Raw genomic sequence first — 16698 nt, 5'->3', positions numbered from 1 at the left:
AACTAAATGCGATGACCATGTAACTGGTGAGTTATTACTGGATATTAAATCAAAGGAAAATTTAATCTCATCAGAAATAATTAACCTTGAAGAACTGTGCTCTCAAGGAGAATTCACAGTAGGTGAATTTGAATTGATAGATCAAATTAAAGCACAAATTCGTGTCAATAATGAAATTATAGTAGAGAAAGTATTGACGACTGGAAATGGGTTAGACACTGATAGAGAAGACTACTATTCATACCTCGAAATAACTAGCGAATCACCATATATTAAATATGATGCCATATAACCTCATAGATTAAAAAAACACGCCCAAAAAGGCGTGTTTTCATTTTTACTTTTCCGAGATACTCGTACCTCGGTACTCGCCCCTAAAAACCGTTACTTATGGTATGGCTTAGACAGTTCGTGCACCGCGTCCACGAATACGCCAGCATTTTCAGGCGGCACATCCAGGTGGATACCGTGACCAAGGTTAAACACGTGGCCTGTACCACCGTCACCGAAGCCTTCAAGGATCGTTGCGACTTCCTCACGAATACGCTCTGGTTGGGCGTACAGCATAGACGGATCCATGTTGCCTTGCAGCGCCACTTTGTCACCAATGCGTGCTTTCGCGTCGGCGATGTTAATGGTCCAATCAAGGCCCACTGCATCACAACCGGTGGCGGCGATTTGCTCTAGCCACATGCCACCGTTTTTGGTGAACAGCGTCACGGGTACGCGACGGCCATCGTTTTCACGGATCAGACCATCCACAATCTTGTGCATGTACTGCAGCGAGAAGAGGTTGTAATCACGTGGTGTCAGTACCCCGCCCCATGTATCAAAAATCATTACCGATTGTGCACCGGCTTTGATCTGGGCATTAAGGTATTCTGTCACGCTGTCCGCCAACTTATCCAACAGCAGGTGCAGAGTTTGTGGCTCGGCGTACATCATCTTTTTGATCTTGGTGAATGCTTTTGAGCTACCACCTTCAACCATGTAGGTCGCTAGCGTCCATGGGCTGCCAGAGAATCCGATCAATGGCACTTCGCCCTGTAGATCTTTACGGATCTGACGCACGGCATTCATCACGTACTGCAGTTCACCTTCTGGATCCGGCAGGCCGATCTTATCAACATCGGCTTTACACGTGATCGGACGCTCGAACTTCGGCCCTTCACCCGCTTCAAAGTACAGACCCAAGCCCATTGCATCCGGGATCGTCAGAATGTCAGAGAACAGGATCGCCGCATCCAATGGGAAACGGCGTAGGGGCTGTAGCGTCACCTCACTGGCTAACTCCGCATTTTTGCATAGCGACATGAAGTCTCCTGCTACGCCACGTGTTGCACGGTATTCCGGTAGGTAACGGCCGGCTTGGCGCATCATCCATACAGGGGTGCAATCTACCGGCTGCTTTAGCAAAGCGCGTAGGTAGCGGTCATTCTTTAATTCGCTCATTAGGGACTCCATGGTTTTATTCTGACGCTATTGTATCACTCCCGACGTCCAACAAAACAGGCCATTTGTTAACCGGATCAAGTTTATGGTAACAATCTAGTCACCAGATTTGCGGCACGCAGTCCAGTCATGGTACAAAAACTGCGCGCTAGCAATAATAACAATGATTTTGCTCGTAGAAAGCAAGTAACTGCACCTTACCCCTCCTCGCGGAGGGTTTTTTTATGCCTGCGATCCGGCCATCAGGATCAATGTTTGATCAATCAAGGATCGCGCAATCGTCCCTTTTGGGGCCACCTCTGGCAAAGTCTCTGCCGTCGCCCATAGCGCATCCGTCAACTCGGTATAATCCGGGCGCAATTCGCCACTCGCATAATCGGCCAAAAAGGCCATCATCAGGTTCGACGGAAACGCCCACGGCTGACTGCCAAAGTAACGGATGTTGTCCACCTCAATGCCGGTCTCTTCTTTGATCTCTCGTGCCACACACTGCTCTAAGGTTTCGCCGGCTTCGACAAAGCCTGCAATCACGGTGTACATACCGGTTTTGTGCCGAGGGTGTTGCGCCAGCAAGATTTTATCGTCTTTACGCACTGCCACAATCACACACGGTGACACGCGAGGATAATGCGGCGTATGGCAGCCGGTACACACCATGGCGACCTCTGCGTCGCCATACTGGCATTCCGAGCCACATTGCGCACAGAAACGCTGTGTGTGCAGCATATGGGATAATTGCGTTGCGCGCCCGGCTAATTGAAAGAGATCCGCCTCGGCACACAGCAATTCCCTCTGGCTATAAAAATCCGCCATGTTGGCGTTATCTGGCGCTTCAAGCCAATAAACCGGGTGTTCTTGGCAATGGCCAATCAGCCTTGCCTCTGTCGTATCAAAATTGAGATCGCTCGCACATTTGAACGGAAGTGTATGATTTTCAAGATACAAATTCCTTTCTTTCACTACGCACCAATAGGCATTTTCTTGTTTTTTTAACATCAACGTCACATCCATCCTTGCAGGGTATCCCTTTTACTGGCAATCTAAACTTATACGGAAGTGAATCCGTAACACAAGGTTCTCTTTTTTAAGAGATTGACAGGTATCGTTTCCAGTACCCCTGCCTCGGTACTGTAGATCATGAGGGCATGGTCATGTTAAGCAAATTTGAGCAAGTACAAAAACAATGGGGTGGCACCAGTGATGTGATTGACCACTGGCTCATGTCGCGACAGCAACTGCTAATTGATTACTGCAAATTAGCCGGATTGCCCCCGTTTGAAACTAAACAACGTCAACTGCCGACCTCCGACCAACTTCAATTGTTTAGCCAGCAATTGGTCGACTACATCTCGGAAGGCCATTTTAAAATCTATGACATGGTTATGGCACGTTGGAACGCGACGGGCTACTCCCCCACCGCAGAAATCTCACAGGTTTATGCGCAAATCACTCAGACTACCGATCCCCTTCTCAATTTTACCGAAAAATATACTGAGATCAGTGAAGATGATCTGGAATGGTCTGAATTTGACAGCGATTTATCCGCCATTGGTGAATTAGTCGAAATCCGTTTTGCCCTTGAAGATGGGCTCATCGAATTGATCAGCGAAAGCCTCGCCTGCCCACCCGGCGCTTAATCGACGCTTCTCGCCTGTCCCTCATTCTCCAGCCCACCTCTTGGGCTGGCGTTTGCTTGCTATTTTTTCCCCAGCTCAAGCATCGTGCGCCATCGGCTCTCGCTTGGTCATCATCTTGTCTTCACCCTGTTGTAATCGTCCCTTTTCTTGCGCATACCCTTTTCTATTGCTTTTCTGCAGGCAATAAAAAAGGGTACCCAAAGGTACCCTTTTCAATCAATCCGATAACATCACCCGAAGGTTTAGTCGTCGTTTAGGCCTGCATTCAGTAGTGCCGCAAGATCTTGCGATGCTTGCTCTGCGTCTACTTGAGGTGCCATTGGCTCTAGCTCTGCATCGCGGTTACGCTGACGACCCTGGTGGTACGCGAAACCGGTACCCGCTGGGATCAGACGACCCACGATTACGTTCTCTTTCAGACCGCGCAGTTCGTCACGCTTACCAGAAACCGCAGCTTCTGTTAGTACGCGCGTCGTTTCCTGGAACGATGCTGCTGAGATGAACGATTCAGTCGCTAGCGACGCCTTAGTGATACCAAGAAGATCACGCTCGTATGTTGCGATTAGCTTGCCTTCAGCTTCTAGCTTACGGTTTGCAATCGTCACGCGAGAGTATTCAACCTGCTCACCAGGTAGGAACTCAGAGTCACCAGCCGTTGTGATTGTCACTTTACGCAGCATCTGACGAATGATCGTTTCAATGTGCTTATCGTTAATCTTAACGCCCTGGAGACGGTAAACTTCCTGAACCTCGTTCACGATGTAGTCTGCGACGGCGTGAACACCACGTAGACGCAAGATATCGTGTGGAGCCTCTGGACCATCGGCGATTACATCACCTTTTTCGACCTTATCACCTTCGAAGATGTTTAGCTGGCGCCACTTAGGTACCATTTCTTCGTACACGTTGCCTTCAGCAGGTGTGATGATAAGACGACGCTTGCCTTTCGTCTCTTTACCGAATGACACAGTACCTGTGATTTCAGCAAGGATTGCAGGTTCTTTCGGCTTACGCGCTTCGAATAGGTCAGCAACGCGTGGTAGACCACCGGTGATATCTTTCGTACCGCCAGATGCCTGTGGGATACGAGCTAGCGTATCACCGATACCAACCATTGCACCATCTTCAAGCTGGATGATTGCTTTACCTGGCAAGAAGTACTGAGCTGGCATTTCAGTGCCGGCGATCATTACATCATGACCATTCTCATCAACAAGCTTAACGGTTGGACGCATGTCTTTACCCGCACTTGTACGCTCTGCAGCGTCAAGAACAGTAATCATAGACAGACCCGTTAGCTCATCAGTTTGACGAGAAACTGTTACACCATCAATCAAGTCAACGAACTGGATACGACCTGCCACTTCAGTGATGATTGGCATTGTGTGCGGATCCCAGTTAGCGATAACTTCGCCAGCTGCAACGTCTTGGCCTTCACCTTTAGTTAGGTGAGAACCGTATGGCAGTTTGTAGTTTTCTTTAATACGGCCGAACTCATCAATGATAGTCATTTCAGAGGCACGAGACGTGATAACTAGCTTGCCGTCGTTGTTGATTACGAACTTCGCATTCTGCAGTTTCACAGAACCGTTGTTCTTAACCTGAATGCTGTTTTCCGCAGCGGCTGCAGATGCTGCACCACCGATGTGGAACGTACGCATCGTCAACTGTGTACCTGGTTCACCGATTGACTGTGCTGCAACAACACCAACCGCTTCACCTTGGTTCACTAGGTGACCACGAGCAAGGTCACGACCGTAACAGAACTTACAGCAACCGAAGTCGTTTTCACACGTTACAACAGAACGTACTTTAACAAGGTCAACCGAGTTCGCTTCTAGGATGTCACACCACTTCTCATCAAGAAGGGTATTACGAGGCGCAAGTACTTCTTCAGTACCTGGCTTCATCACATCTTCAGCAACCACACGGCCAAGAACGCGAGAACCTAGCGGCTCTTTAACGTCACCACCTTCAACCAGTGGCATCATCGTCATACCAGCGTAAGTACCACAGTCATCCGTAGTAATTACTACGTCCTGTGCTACGTCTACTAGACGACGAGTCAAGTAACCGGAGTTCGCTGTCTTCAATGCTGTATCCGCAAGACCCTTACGAGCACCGTGCGTTGAGATAAAGTACTGAAGTACGTTCAGACCTTCACGGAAGTTTGCCGTGATCGGTGTTTCGATGATTGAGCCATCCGGCTTAGCCATCAGACCACGCATACCTGCTAGCTGACGGATCTGAGCGGCAGAACCACGCGCACCTGAGTCGGCCATCATGTAAACGCTGTTGAACGATTTCTGCTGTTCTTCTTCGCCGTCACGGTTGATAACAGTGTCGAAAGACAGGTTATCCATCATCGCCTTAGCAACCTGCTCATTCGCGGTCGCCCAGATATCGATAACTTTGTTGTAACGTTCGCCAGCGGTAACAAGACCTGACTGGAACTGCTCTTGAATTTCAGCAACTTCTGCTTCAGCTTCTGCGATCTTGGTGTATTTCGCATCTGGAATGACCATATCGTCAATACCAACAGACACACCAGACAGTGCCGCGTAAGCAAAACCTGTGTACATGATCTGGTCAGCAAAGACGACAGTCTCTTTCATGCCCAGTTCACGGTAACAAGTGTTAAGCAGTTTAGAAATTTGCTTCTTACCCAGTGCTTCGGTGTTAACTAGGCTGTACGGTAGACCTTTTGGTACGATCTTCCATAGCATTGCACGACCAACAGTCGTATCAACCAGCTTAGTATCTTCAACCAAGTTACCCTGCTCGTCTTTCACGAACTGAGTAATACGCACTTTCACACGTGAGTGCAGCTCAGCGTGACCTGTTTGGTAAGCTTTTTCAGCTTCCGCAGGACCCGCTAGGTACATGCCTTCACCCTTCGCGTTGATACGATCACGCGTCATGTAGTAAAGACCCAATACAACGTCCTGAGAAGGTACGATGATCGGATCACCAGACGCTGGCGATAGGATGTTGTTGGTAGACATCATCAGTGCACGTGCTTCAAGCTGTGCTTCCAGAGTTAGAGGTACGTGTACCGCCATCTGGTCACCATCGAAGTCGGCGTTGTATGCCGCACACACTAGTGGGTGAAGCTGAATCGCTTTACCTTCGATCAGTACTGGTTCGAATGCCTGAATACCTAGACGGTGCAATGTTGGTGCACGGTTAAGCATTACTGGGTGTTCGCGAATCACTTCGTCCAGGATATCCCAAACAACCGCTTCTTCACGCTCAACCATCTTCTTAGCGGCTTTGATCGTCGTCGCTAGGCCACGAGTTTCAAGCTTGCCGTAGATGAATGGCTTAAATAGCTCTAGTGCCATCTTCTTAGGAAGACCACACTGGTGCAGACGTAGGTATGGACCTACGGTGATAACAGAACGACCTGAGTAGTCAACACGCTTACCAAGCAAGTTCTGACGGAAACGACCCTGCTTACCTTTGATCATGTCAGCCAAAGATTTCAGAGGACGCTTGTTAGAACCTGTGATTGCGCGGCCACGACGACCGTTATCAAGCAATGCATCAACAGATTCCTGCAACATACGCTTTTCGTTACGTACGATGATATCAGGCGCTGCTAGATCCAGTAGACGCTTCAGACGGTTGTTACGGTTGATAACACGACGGTACAGATCGTTCAGATCTGAAGTCGCGAAACGGCCGCCGTCTAGCGGTACCAACGGACGAAGGTCCGGCGGAAGTACTGGTAGTACAGACAGGATCATCCACTCAGGGTTGTTACCTGACTGCAAGAATGCTTCTACAAGCTTCAGACGCTTGGTCAGTTTCTTACGCTTGGTTTCAGAGTTAGTTTCTTCCAACTCTTCGCGCATCAGTTCGATTTCTGCGTGTAGGTCCATGTTGCCAAGCAATGCTTGAACAGCTTCGGCACCCATCTTCGCGTCGAACTCGTCGCCCCACTCTTCAAGTGCATCCAAGTACTGCTCTTCTGACAGTAGCTGGCTACGCTCAAGGTTGGTCATACCAGGTTCGATTACAACGTAAGATTCGAAGTAAAGTACACGTTCGATATCACGTAGTGGCATGTCCATTAACAGGCCGATACGAGACGGTAGTGACTTTAGGAACCAGATGTGGGCAACAGGAGAAGCTAGCTCGATGTGACCCATACGCTCACGGCGTACTTTAGTCTGAGTAACTTCAACACCACATTTTTCACAGATAACACCACGGTGCTTCAGGCGCTTATATTTGCCACAAAGACACTCGTAGTCTTTTACCGGGCCAAAGATACGTGCACAGAATAGGCCGTCACGCTCAGGCTTAAAGGTACGGTAGTTAATGGTTTCTGGCTTTTTAACTTCACCGAAAGACCATGAACGGATCATGTCAGGTGAAGCAAGACCGATTTTGATTGCATCAAATTCTTCAGTCTTGTGCTGGGCTTTCAGAAACTTAAGTAAGTCTTTCACATTCGGCTCCTGTGAGGAGTTGACCCATAAAGGCGCCAGTCTACTGGCGCCTTCATATTGATACCGGAGTAACTAATAAATCTTGGTATTAAACCGAGGCTTATTCGTCTTCCAGCTCGATGTTGATACCCAACGAGCGGATTTCTTTCAACAATACGTTGAACGATTCCGGCATACCAGGTTCCATACGATGGTCGCCATCGACGATGTTCTTATACATCTTCGTACGGCCGTTAACGTCATCCGACTTAACAGTTAGCATTTCCTGTAGGGTGTATGCTGCACCGTATGCTTCTAGTGCCCACACTTCCATCTCACCGAAACGCTGACCACCGAACTGCGCTTTACCACCCAGCGGCTGCTGAGTAACAAGGCTGTAAGAACCGGTAGAACGGGCATGCATCTTGTCATCAACCAAGTGGTTCAGTTTCAGCATGTACATGTAACCAACAGTTACAGGACGCTCAAACTTGTCACCGGTACGACCATCAAACAATGTTAGCTGACCAGATTCTGGTAGATCACCCAACTTCAGAAGCTCTTTAATAGAAGATTCTGGCGCACCGTCAAAGACAGGTGTCGCGATTGGTAGACCCTTACGCAGGTTCTGAACCAGTGTGCGTACTTCAGCATCACTTAGCTCTGCAATGTCTACGTTCTGACGAGTATCGCCTAGATCGTACACTTTCTGCAGGAAGTTACGGAACTGATGAAGTTCCTGCTGCTGCTTAAGCATCTCGTTAAGTTTGTCACCGATACCTTTCGCTGCAAGACCCAAGTGAGTCTCCAAGATCTGACCGATGTTCATACGAGACGGTACACCCAATGGGTTTAGTACGATATCAACTGTCTGACCTTTTTCATCGTACGGCATGTCTTCGACAGGGTTGATCTTAGAGATTACACCCTTGTTACCGTGACGACCCGCCATCTTATCACCAGGCTGGATACGACGCTTAACAGCTAGGTAGACCTTAACAATCTTAAGGACACCTGGCGCTAGGTCATCACCCTGAGTGATCTTACGGCGCTTGGTTTCAAATTTCTTATCGAACTCAGCTTTCAGTTCGTCGTACTGCTCAGCAAGTTGCTCAAGTAGGTTTTGCTGACCTTCGTCATCCAACGTCTGACCAAATAGCTTTTCACGGTCCATCGACATTAGTCGATCTTCGCTGTAGCCAGAAGCCAGTAGAAGCGTACGAACACGAGCAAGAAGACCACCCTCAAGGATCTGGAATTCTTCTGTGATGTCTTTCTTCGCTTCTTTCAGCTGCATCTCTTCGATTTCAAGCGCACGCTTGTCTTTTTCTACGCCATCGCGAGTAAAGACTTGAACGTCGATGATCGTACCAGACACAGAGTTTGGTACACGTAGAGATGAATCTTTAACGTCAGAGGCTTTCTCACCGAAGATAGCACGTAGTAGCTTCTCTTCAGGTGTCAGCTGCGTTTCACCCTTAGGTGTCACTTTACCAACAAGGATGTCACCACCCTTCACTTCAGCACCGATGTAAACGATACCTGACTCATCAAGCTTAGAAAGTGCAGCTTCACCCACGTTAGGGATATCCGCTGTGATCTCTTCTGCGCCTAGCTTGGTATCACGCGCCACACAAGATAGCTCTTGAATGTGGATAGTTGTCAGGCGATCTTCCTGTACAACACGCTCAGAAACCAAGATGGAGTCTTCGAAGTTGTAACCGTTCCAAGGCATGAACGCGATACGCATGTTCTGGCCAAGAGCTAGCTCACCAAGGTCGGTTGAAGGACCATCAGCAAGTACGTCGCCACGAGAAACAGGCTCACCCGGCATCACTGTTGGACGCTGGTTGATACATGTATTCTGGTTAGAACGGGTGTATTTAGTCAGGTTGTAGATATCAATACCAGCTTCACCTGGTACTAGCTCTTCTTCGTTAACTTTGATAACGATTCGAGATGCATCTACTGACTGAACCATACCGCCACGTTTAGCTACGGCTGTTACACCGGAGTCAACCGCTACGTTACGCTCAATACCTGTACCAACTAGCGGCTTGTCAGCACGCAGTGTTGGAACGGCCTGACGTTGCATGTTCGCACCCATAAGGGCACGGTTAGCATCATCGTGTTCTAGGAACGGGATCAGAGAAGCAGCCACTGATACAACCTGGTTGGTTGCAACGTCCATGTATTGAACATGGTCACGTGGGTGCAGGCCTGATTCACCTTTCTGACGAGCTGTGATCAATTCATCCGCAAATGAACCATCGTCGTTAAGCACGGCGTTAGCCTGAGCAATAACGTACTGACCTTCTTCGATAGCAGATAGGTAATCGATTTCTTCGGTTACCTTGCCATCGATCACTTTACGGTATGGCGTTTCCAAGAAACCGTAAGGGTTACACTGTGCAAAAGCAGACAGTGAGTTGATCAGACCGATGTTTGGACCTTCTGGCGTTTCGATAGGACATAGACGACCGTAGTGAGTCGCGTGTACATCTCGAACTTCAAAGCCAGCACGTTCACGCGTCAGACCACCTGGACCAAGCGCCGAAATACGACGTTTGTGAGTAACTTCTGACAACGGGTTGTTCTGGTCCATAAACTGAGACAACTGAGAAGAGCCAAAGAACTCTTTCACTGCCGCAGAAATTGGCTTGGCGTTGATAAGATCTTGAGGCATCACTGCATCAAGATCGCCTAGGCTTAGGCGCTCTTTAACAGCACGCTCAACACGCACAAGACCAACACGGAATTGGTTTTCTGCCATTTCACCAACAGAGCGGATACGACGGTTACCAAGGTGGTCGATATCGTCCACTTCGCCTTTACCGTTACGAATATCAATCAAGCGACGCATCACTTCAATGATATCGGCATGGTCAAGGATACCTGCACCTGTCGTTTCTTCGCGGCCCAGTGAGCTGTTGAACTTCATGCGGCCCACAGCTGAAAGATCGTAACGATCTTCAGAGAAGAACAAGCTTTCAAAAAGCTGCTCTGCTGCTTCACGCGTTGGCGGCTCGCCAGGGCGCATCATGCGGTAGATTTCAACTAGCGCACTCAAGCGGTCAGTCGTACTGTCAACACGCAAGGTATCAGACATGTACGGACCGAAATCCAGATCATTGGTGAAAAGAACTTCTAGTGACTTGTAGCCTGCTTGTGAAAGCAATGCCAATGTCTCTAGGCTCAATTCTTGGTTTGCTGCTGCAATCAGTTCGCCGGTTTCTTCGTTCACGTAATCACGTGCCGAAATTTTACCTACGATGTATTCAACAGGTACTTCAATTTGGTCAACACCGTCTTTAGACAGCTGGCGGATATGGCGAGCTGTAATACGGCGACCTTGTTCTACGTATACCTTACCGTTTGCTTCGATATCAAAGCTTGCAGTTTCGCCACGAAGACGATCAGGTACCAGTTCCATAACCAGAGATTTGCCCTGAACTTCGAAGTTTACTTTATCGAAGAACATGTCAAGGATCTGCTCGGTTGTGTAACCTAGCGCACGTAGAATGATAGAAGCTGGAAGCTTACGACGACGGTCGATACGTACAAAGACGCTATCCTTAGGATCAAATTCGAAATCCAACCATGAACCACGGTATGGGATTACGCGTGCGTTATAAAGCACTTTACCTGAGGAGTGGGTTTTACCCTTATCGCTGTCGAAGAAGACACCCGGACTACGGTGTAGCTGGGATACGATAACCCGCTCGGTACCGTTAATAACGAATGTACCGTTATCTGTCATGAGCGGAATTTCGCCCATGTAAACTTCTTGTTCTTTGATGTCTTTTACGGTGCCAGCTGGTGCGTCTTTATCATACATGACAAGACGAAGCTTCACGCGTAGGGGCGCAGAGTACGTTACGCCACGAATCTGACATTCTTTAACATCGAAGACCGGCTCACCGAGACGATAGCTAACGTATTGCAGCTCGGAATTGCCGTTATAGCTCTGAATTGGAAAAACAGAACGAAAGGCAGCTTCTAGACCGTAGTGCCCTTCTGGATCCTGCTCGATGAACTTTTTAAAAGACTCAAGCTGGATCGACAGCAAGTATGGTATGTCCAACACTTGTGGACGCTTACCAAAATCCTTACGGATACGCTTTTTCTCGGTATAAGAGTAAACCATAGGTTCCTCAGATCGCTGATAAGTGATCCAAACTGCTCAAAACGAGGAGCAGTGACTAGTAACACTGTTTTTTTGGTAGGAACAGTCCTGGGAAGCAGGGCTGTTTTTTGCTCAGGTAGTGGTTGAAAAACAATGTGAAAACACCAGTACCCTACAGCGCAAAAAGGCCGGTGGCATTTAGCCACCAGCCATTAGCCAATTAAGGCTAAGAAACTAAGTATATATTACTTAATTTCAACAGAAGCACCAGCTTCTTCTAGCTGAGCTTTAAGAGCGTCAGCTTCTGCTTTGTCAACGCCTTCTTTAAGTGCAGAAGGAGCGTTGTCAACTACAGCTTTAGCTTCTTTAAGACCTAGGCCAGTTGCGCCACGTACAGCTTTGATAACCTGTACTTTGTTAGGGCCAGCAGCAGTTAGGATTACGTCGAATTCAGTTTGCTCTTCAGCTGCGTCTGCAGCTGCGCCGCCTGCTACAACTGCAGCTGCAGCAGTAACACCGAATTTCTCTTCCATTGCTTCGATTAGCTCAACAACCTGCATTACAGACATTTCTGCAACTGCGTCTAGGATTTGCTCGTTAGTGATAGACATAACAATTCTCTTTAAAAAATCAACAATTAATGTAAATAGTAATCAGATAAAACTCTGCGATTAAGCAGCAGCTTCTTCTTTCTGATCACGTACTGCAGCGATAGTACGTACAAGTTTACCAGCAGACGCTTCTTTCATGCACATCATTAGGCGTGCGATAGCTTCGTCGTAAGTTGGTAGAGTTGCTAGTACTTCAGCGTTAACAACAGCGCCTTCGTATGCAGCAGCTTTGATCTCGAAATCTTTGTTCTCTTTAGCGAAGTCTTTGAAAAGACGCGCTGCAGCACCTGGGTGCTCATTAGAGAAACCGATCAGTGAAGGACCAATGAACGTCTCAGTAAGACATTCAAAAGCAGTACCTTCAACAGCACGACGTGCTAGTGTGTTACGAACAACTTTCAGGTAAACGCCGTTTTCACGAGCTTGTTTACGTAGAGAAGTCATCGCACCCACAGCAACGCCACGAGAGTCAGCAACAACTGCAGACAGGGCACCATTGGCAGCTTCGTTGACTTCAGCAACAATTGCTTTTTTGTCTTGAAGATTCAAGGCCATTGGATTTGCTCCTGGATTATCTGGGTTACCCCAGTATTTACACCACTCGCTGCCAAAATAGCAGGAGAGCTTGTACGGCGCAGATCCAAGAAAGACTTACATCAATCATGTTCTGGCACCGTCTACGTAGGTGATATTAAGTCAAACCCCGAAAAGTCAGACGCCTACGGTCTTTGACGAAGGTCAACTGTTGCCAATTAACCTTAGCCATGAATTCGGAAACGCCAAATTATACACTAATTTGACGTTTCTGCAAATTAGTTTGCGTTAGCTTCCAGAGTATTCTGGTCTAGCGCTACACCTGCACCCATAGTGGTAGAGATGCTTACTTTCTTAATGAAAGTACCTTTCGCTGAAGAAGGCTTCGCTTTCTTCAGTGCAACTAGAAGAGATTCTAGGTTCTCTTTTAGTTGTGCAGCATCGAAGTCCACTTTACCGATAGTAGTGTGGATGATGCCGTTTTTGTCGTTACGGTAACGAACCTGACCCGCTTTAGCGTTCTTAACCGCTTCAGCAACGTTAGGTGTTACAGTACCAACTTTAGGGTTTGGCATTAGACCGCGAGGACCAAGGATGGTACCTAGCTGGCCAACAACGCGCATTGCATCTGGAGATGCGATAACTACGTCGAAGTCCATGATGCCTTTCTTCACTTGCTCAGCAAGATCTTCCATACCTACTAGATCAGCACCAGCTTCTTTAGCAGCTTCAGCGTTTGCACCCTGAGTGAATACCGCTACGCGGATGTCACGGCCAGTACCGTGTGGCAGCACTGTTGCGCCACGAACGTTCTGGTCAGATTTACGTGCATCAATGCCTAGGTTAACAGCAACGTCTACAGACTCTACGAATTTAGCAGTCGCTAGTTCTTTAAGAAGAGCAACAGCTTCGTTGATGTCGTACTCGCGAGAAGAATCTACTTTGTCGCGGATAACGCGCATGCGCTTAGTTAGTTTAGCCATTCTATTAACCCTCTACCACTAGACCCATTGAACGAGCAGTACCAGCAATCGAACGCTTCATAGCTTCGATGTCAGCACCAGTCATGTCCGCAGCTTTAGTTTCTGCGATCTCTTGGATCTGAGCGTCAGTGATTGTACCCACTTTCTCAGTGTTTGGACGGCCAGAACCAGACTTAAGGCCAGCTGCTTTCTTAAGAAGAACTGCAGCAGGTGGAGTCTTAGTAATGAACGTGAAAGAACGGTCACTGTAAACTGTGATTACAACTGGAGTAGGAAGACCTTTCTCCATTGAATCAGTTTTTGCGTTAAACGCTTTACAGAATTCCATGATGTTCACGCCGTGTTGACCTAGAGCAGGACCAACCGGTGGACTTGGGTTTGCTGCACCAGCTGCAACCTGCAGCTTGATGTACGCTTCTACTTTTTTAGCCATTGCTATCTACCTAAATTTGGGTTCAAACGTCTATTTCTCAAAACAGACTCCCCGTCTAACGAAAGGGCGCGAAATTATAGTCCAATTCCACGCCCCTGACAACTAAAGCTGACTATTTATTGCTCAGCTTTTTTCAACCTGGCCAAATTCCAATTCTACTGGAGTGGCACGGCCGAAAATGGATACCGATACTTTCACGCGGCTCTTATCGTAGTCAACGTGTTCTACGACACCGTTAAAGTCAGCAAACGGACCATCAGTAACACGGACAACTTCGCCCGGTTCAAAGACAGTTTTGTGAACCGGAGATTCACTTGCTTTCTCTAGACGGTTAAGAATCGCATCGGCCTCTTTATCAGAGATAGGAGCCGGACGGTCTGAAGTACCGCCGATGAACCCCATTACACGAGGGATACTACGTACTAGATGCCACGTTTCATCGTTCATCACCATCTGTACAAGCACATAGCCAGGGAAGAACTTTCGCTCGCTCTTGCGACGCTGGCCAGCACGCACTTCAACAACTTCTTCAGTTGGAACAAGCACTTCTTCAAAGTGCTCTTCCATGCCGTGCATTTTAATATGCTCACGTAGTGATTGCGCTACACGACCTTCAAAACCAGAGAAGGCCTGTACAACATACCATCGTTTTTTTGGAGCTTCGCTCATGAACTCTTACCTCACACACCGGTAACTAGGCGGACCAAACGGACCATGATGCCGTCGATACCCCATAAGGCTAACGCCATAATGACAGTGACAGCTAAAACTATAAAGGTTGTCTGCGTAGCTTCCTGACGAGTAGGCCATACTACCTTGCGGACTTCCATGCGCGATTCGCGTGCAAATGCAATCGCGGTTTTACCTTTGTCTGTCAGCGCAGCAACACCACCAGCCATTGCCACAAGGACAATGATAGCAGCAGCACGCCATACGACAGAAACGTCACTGTACAGGTAATTACCAACCACAGCGGCAGCTAGCAAAGCAAATACGGCAGCCCACTTAAGGCCATCCATATTGCTAGAATTGCTTTGGTTTTCGGCATTCGCTTTCATACAACCAACCTGTAACTAGTCTCAATATAGACGAAAATAACCCCGCATTTGCGAGGCCTACAATGAAGGAAAGCCCTAAAGCTTTAATTACATAGAAAAAACTTCATATGAATAAAAATTTTTCTCTACGCACCTGAGCAAAAAACACACTACTTCAGGATTGAGCGCAGAAAAAGGGCATCAAATGATGCCCTTTTTCGTGCCTAGTCGTCAAATATTATTCAACGATTGTAGCAACAACACCCGCACCTACAGTACGGCCGCCTTCACGGATAGCAAAACGTAGACCTTCGTCCATCGCGATTGGCGCGATTAGAGTAACAGTCATAGAGATGTTATCACCAGGCATTACCATTTCAACGCCTTCTGGCAGTTCGATAGTACCTGTTACGTCAGTTGTACGGAAGTAGAACTGTGGACGGTAACCTTTGAAGAAAGGAGTGTGACGACCGCCTTCATCTTTAGAAAGCACATAGATTTCTGAAGTGAAAGTAGTGTGTGGAGTGATTGAACCTGGCTTAGCAAGAACCTGACCACGTTCAACTTCGTCACGCTTAGTACCACGTAGAAGAACACCAACGTTCTCACCAGCACGGCCTTCGTCAAGAAGCTTACGGAACATCTCAACACCAGTACATGTAGTAGTGATAGTGTCTTTGATACCGATGATAGCAACTTCGTCACCTACGCGAACGATACCCTGCTCAACACGACCAGTAACAACWGTACCACGGCCCTGGATTGAGAATACGTCTTCGATAGGTAGGATGAACGGACGATCGATCGCACGCTCTGGTTCTGGGATGTAGCTATCTAGTGCTTCAGCAAGCTCGATAACTTTAGCTTCCCACTGCTCTTCGCCGTTTAGAGCGCCTAGAGCAGAACCCATGATTACTGGGCAATCGTCACCTGGGAAGTCGTACTCAGAAAGAAGTTCACGAACTTCCATTTCTACTAGTTCTAGTAGTTCTTCGTCATCAACCATGTCACACTTGTTCATGAACACGATGATGTAAGGAATACCAACCTGACGGCCTAGTAGGATGTGCTCACGCGTCTGAGGCATAGGRCCATCAGTTGCAGCAACAACTAGGATACCACCGTCCATCTGCGCAGCACCAGTGATCATGTTTTTAACATAATCGGCGTGTCCTGGGCAGTCAACGTGTGCGTAGTGACGAGTAGGAGTATCGTACTCTACGTGAGAAGTGTTGATTGTGATACCGCGCTCGCGCTCTTCTGGAGCGTTATCGATAGATGCGAAATCTTTAGCAACACCACCGTACACTTTTGCAAGTGTAGTACAGATAGCAGCAGTTAGAGTTGTTTTACCGTGGTCGACGTGGCCGATTGTACCAACGTTAACGTGCGGTTTTACGCGTTCGAATTTTTCTTTAGACACGATCGTGTTCCTTCCTAGTTGTGATA

13 protein-coding genes are annotated in these 16698 nt (G+C 47.9%); 2 read left to right on the top strand and 11 right to left on the bottom strand.

Features of this window, described 5'->3' with window-relative positions; genetic code table 11:
• A partial coding sequence (locus tag L4C36_RS01600) for a hypothetical protein (protein WP_428476031.1) occupies window positions 1-292 on the top strand: 292 nt, incomplete at its 5' end.
• Window positions 293-384: 92 nt separating this feature from the next.
• Here the strand turns inward: L4C36_RS01600 and hemE are convergent.
• On the bottom strand, window positions 385-1452 hold the full coding sequence (gene hemE / locus L4C36_RS01595) for a uroporphyrinogen decarboxylase (protein ID WP_428476030.1): 1068 nt from the start codon (window positions 1450-1452) through the stop codon (window positions 385-387).
• 222 nt (window positions 1453-1674) lie between these two features.
• Window positions 1675-2448, bottom strand: a complete 774-nt coding sequence (gene nudC, locus L4C36_RS01590) for an NAD(+) diphosphatase (RefSeq protein WP_428476029.1) — start codon at window positions 2446-2448, stop codon at window positions 1675-1677.
• Between the two features lie 149 nt (window positions 2449-2597).
• Here nudC and rsd point away from each other — a divergent pair, with 149 nt between their 5' ends.
• Complete coding sequence (gene rsd, locus L4C36_RS01585; protein WP_428476028.1) at window positions 2598-3089, top strand: sigma D regulator; 492 nt, start codon at window positions 2598-2600, stop codon at window positions 3087-3089.
• Window positions 3090-3331: 242 nt separating this feature from the next.
• On the opposite strand, the gene rpoC is transcribed toward rsd, so the two are convergent.
• From rpoC to tuf, 9 genes are all read right to left on the bottom strand, one after another.
• The gene (gene rpoC / locus L4C36_RS01580; RefSeq protein WP_428476027.1) at window positions 3332-7546 is read right to left on the bottom strand and encodes a DNA-directed RNA polymerase subunit beta'; all 4215 of its coding nucleotides are present in this window, start codon (window positions 7544-7546) and stop codon (window positions 3332-3334) included.
• 100 nt (window positions 7547-7646) lie between these two features.
• On the bottom strand, window positions 7647-11672 hold the full coding sequence (gene rpoB, locus L4C36_RS01575) for a DNA-directed RNA polymerase subunit beta (RefSeq protein WP_428476026.1): 4026 nt from the start codon (window positions 11670-11672) through the stop codon (window positions 7647-7649).
• A 224-nt stretch (window positions 11673-11896) separates the two neighbouring features.
• Window positions 11897-12262 carry a 50S ribosomal protein L7/L12 gene (gene rplL / locus L4C36_RS01570; RefSeq protein WP_428476025.1) on the bottom strand — a complete coding sequence of 122 codons (366 nt, stop codon included), beginning with the start codon at window positions 12260-12262 and terminating at the stop codon, window positions 11897-11899.
• Between the two features lie 60 nt (window positions 12263-12322).
• Window positions 12323-12817 carry a 50S ribosomal protein L10 gene (gene rplJ, locus L4C36_RS01565; protein WP_428476024.1) on the bottom strand — a complete coding sequence of 165 codons (495 nt, stop codon included), beginning with the start codon at window positions 12815-12817 and terminating at the stop codon, window positions 12323-12325.
• Window positions 12818-13074: 257 nt separating this feature from the next.
• Window positions 13075-13779 carry a 50S ribosomal protein L1 gene (gene rplA / locus L4C36_RS01560; protein WP_428476023.1) on the bottom strand — a complete coding sequence of 235 codons (705 nt, stop codon included), beginning with the start codon at window positions 13777-13779 and terminating at the stop codon, window positions 13075-13077.
• A gap of 4 nt (window positions 13780-13783) precedes the next feature.
• Window positions 13784-14212 (bottom strand): 50S ribosomal protein L11, encoded by a 429-nt coding sequence (gene rplK, locus L4C36_RS01555; RefSeq protein WP_428476022.1) that lies wholly within the window; start codon window positions 14210-14212, stop codon window positions 13784-13786.
• A 123-nt stretch (window positions 14213-14335) separates the two neighbouring features.
• A complete protein-coding gene (gene nusG, locus L4C36_RS01550; protein WP_428476021.1) occupies window positions 14336-14881 on the bottom strand; it encodes a transcription termination/antitermination protein NusG in 546 nt (181 codons plus the stop codon).
• 11 nt (window positions 14882-14892) lie between these two features.
• The gene (gene secE / locus L4C36_RS01545) at window positions 14893-15270 is read right to left on the bottom strand and encodes a preprotein translocase subunit SecE (protein WP_428476020.1); all 378 of its coding nucleotides are present in this window, start codon (window positions 15268-15270) and stop codon (window positions 14893-14895) included.
• A gap of 217 nt (window positions 15271-15487) precedes the next feature.
• Window positions 15488-16672, bottom strand: a complete 1185-nt coding sequence (tuf, locus tag L4C36_RS01540) for an elongation factor Tu (protein ID WP_428476019.1) — start codon at window positions 16670-16672, stop codon at window positions 15488-15490.
• Between the last annotated feature and the right edge of the window lie 26 nt (window positions 16673-16698).

The sequence above is a fragment of the Photobacterium japonica genome, from assembly GCF_050337005.1.
Classification (GTDB): domain Bacteria; phylum Pseudomonadota; class Gammaproteobacteria; order Enterobacterales; family Vibrionaceae; genus Photobacterium; species Photobacterium japonica.
Note: the sequence above shows the minus strand (reverse complement) of the source record. Positions and strands in the feature narration are given on the sequence as shown.

Coding starts and splice junctions, on each gene's coding strand:
- hemE (WP_428476030.1), bottom strand. CDS start 1,452: ATGAGCGAATTAAAGAATGACCGCTACCTACGCGCTTTGCTAAAGCAG.
- nudC (WP_428476029.1), bottom strand. CDS start 2,448: ATGTTAAAAAAACAAGAAAATGCCTATTGGTGCGTAGTGAAAGAAAGG.
- rsd (WP_428476028.1), top strand. CDS start 2,598: ATGGTCATGTTAAGCAAATTTGAGCAAGTACAAAAACAATGGGGTGGC.
- rpoB (WP_428476026.1), bottom strand. CDS start 11,672: ATGGTTTACTCTTATACCGAGAAAAAGCGTATCCGTAAGGATTTTGGT.
- rplL (WP_428476025.1), bottom strand. CDS start 12,262: ATGTCTATCACTAACGAGCAAATCCTAGACGCAGTTGCAGAAATGTCT.
- rplJ (WP_428476024.1), bottom strand. CDS start 12,817: ATGGCCTTGAATCTTCAAGACAAAAAAGCAATTGTTGCTGAAGTCAAC.
- rplA (WP_428476023.1), bottom strand. CDS start 13,779: ATGGCTAAACTAACTAAGCGCATGCGCGTTATCCGCGACAAAGTAGAT.
- rplK (WP_428476022.1), bottom strand. CDS start 14,212: ATGGCTAAAAAAGTAGAAGCGTACATCAAGCTGCAGGTTGCAGCTGGT.
- nusG (WP_428476021.1), bottom strand. CDS start 14,881: ATGAGCGAAGCTCCAAAAAAACGATGGTATGTTGTACAGGCCTTCTCT.
- secE (WP_428476020.1), bottom strand. CDS start 15,270: ATGAAAGCGAATGCCGAAAACCAAAGCAATTCTAGCAATATGGATGGC.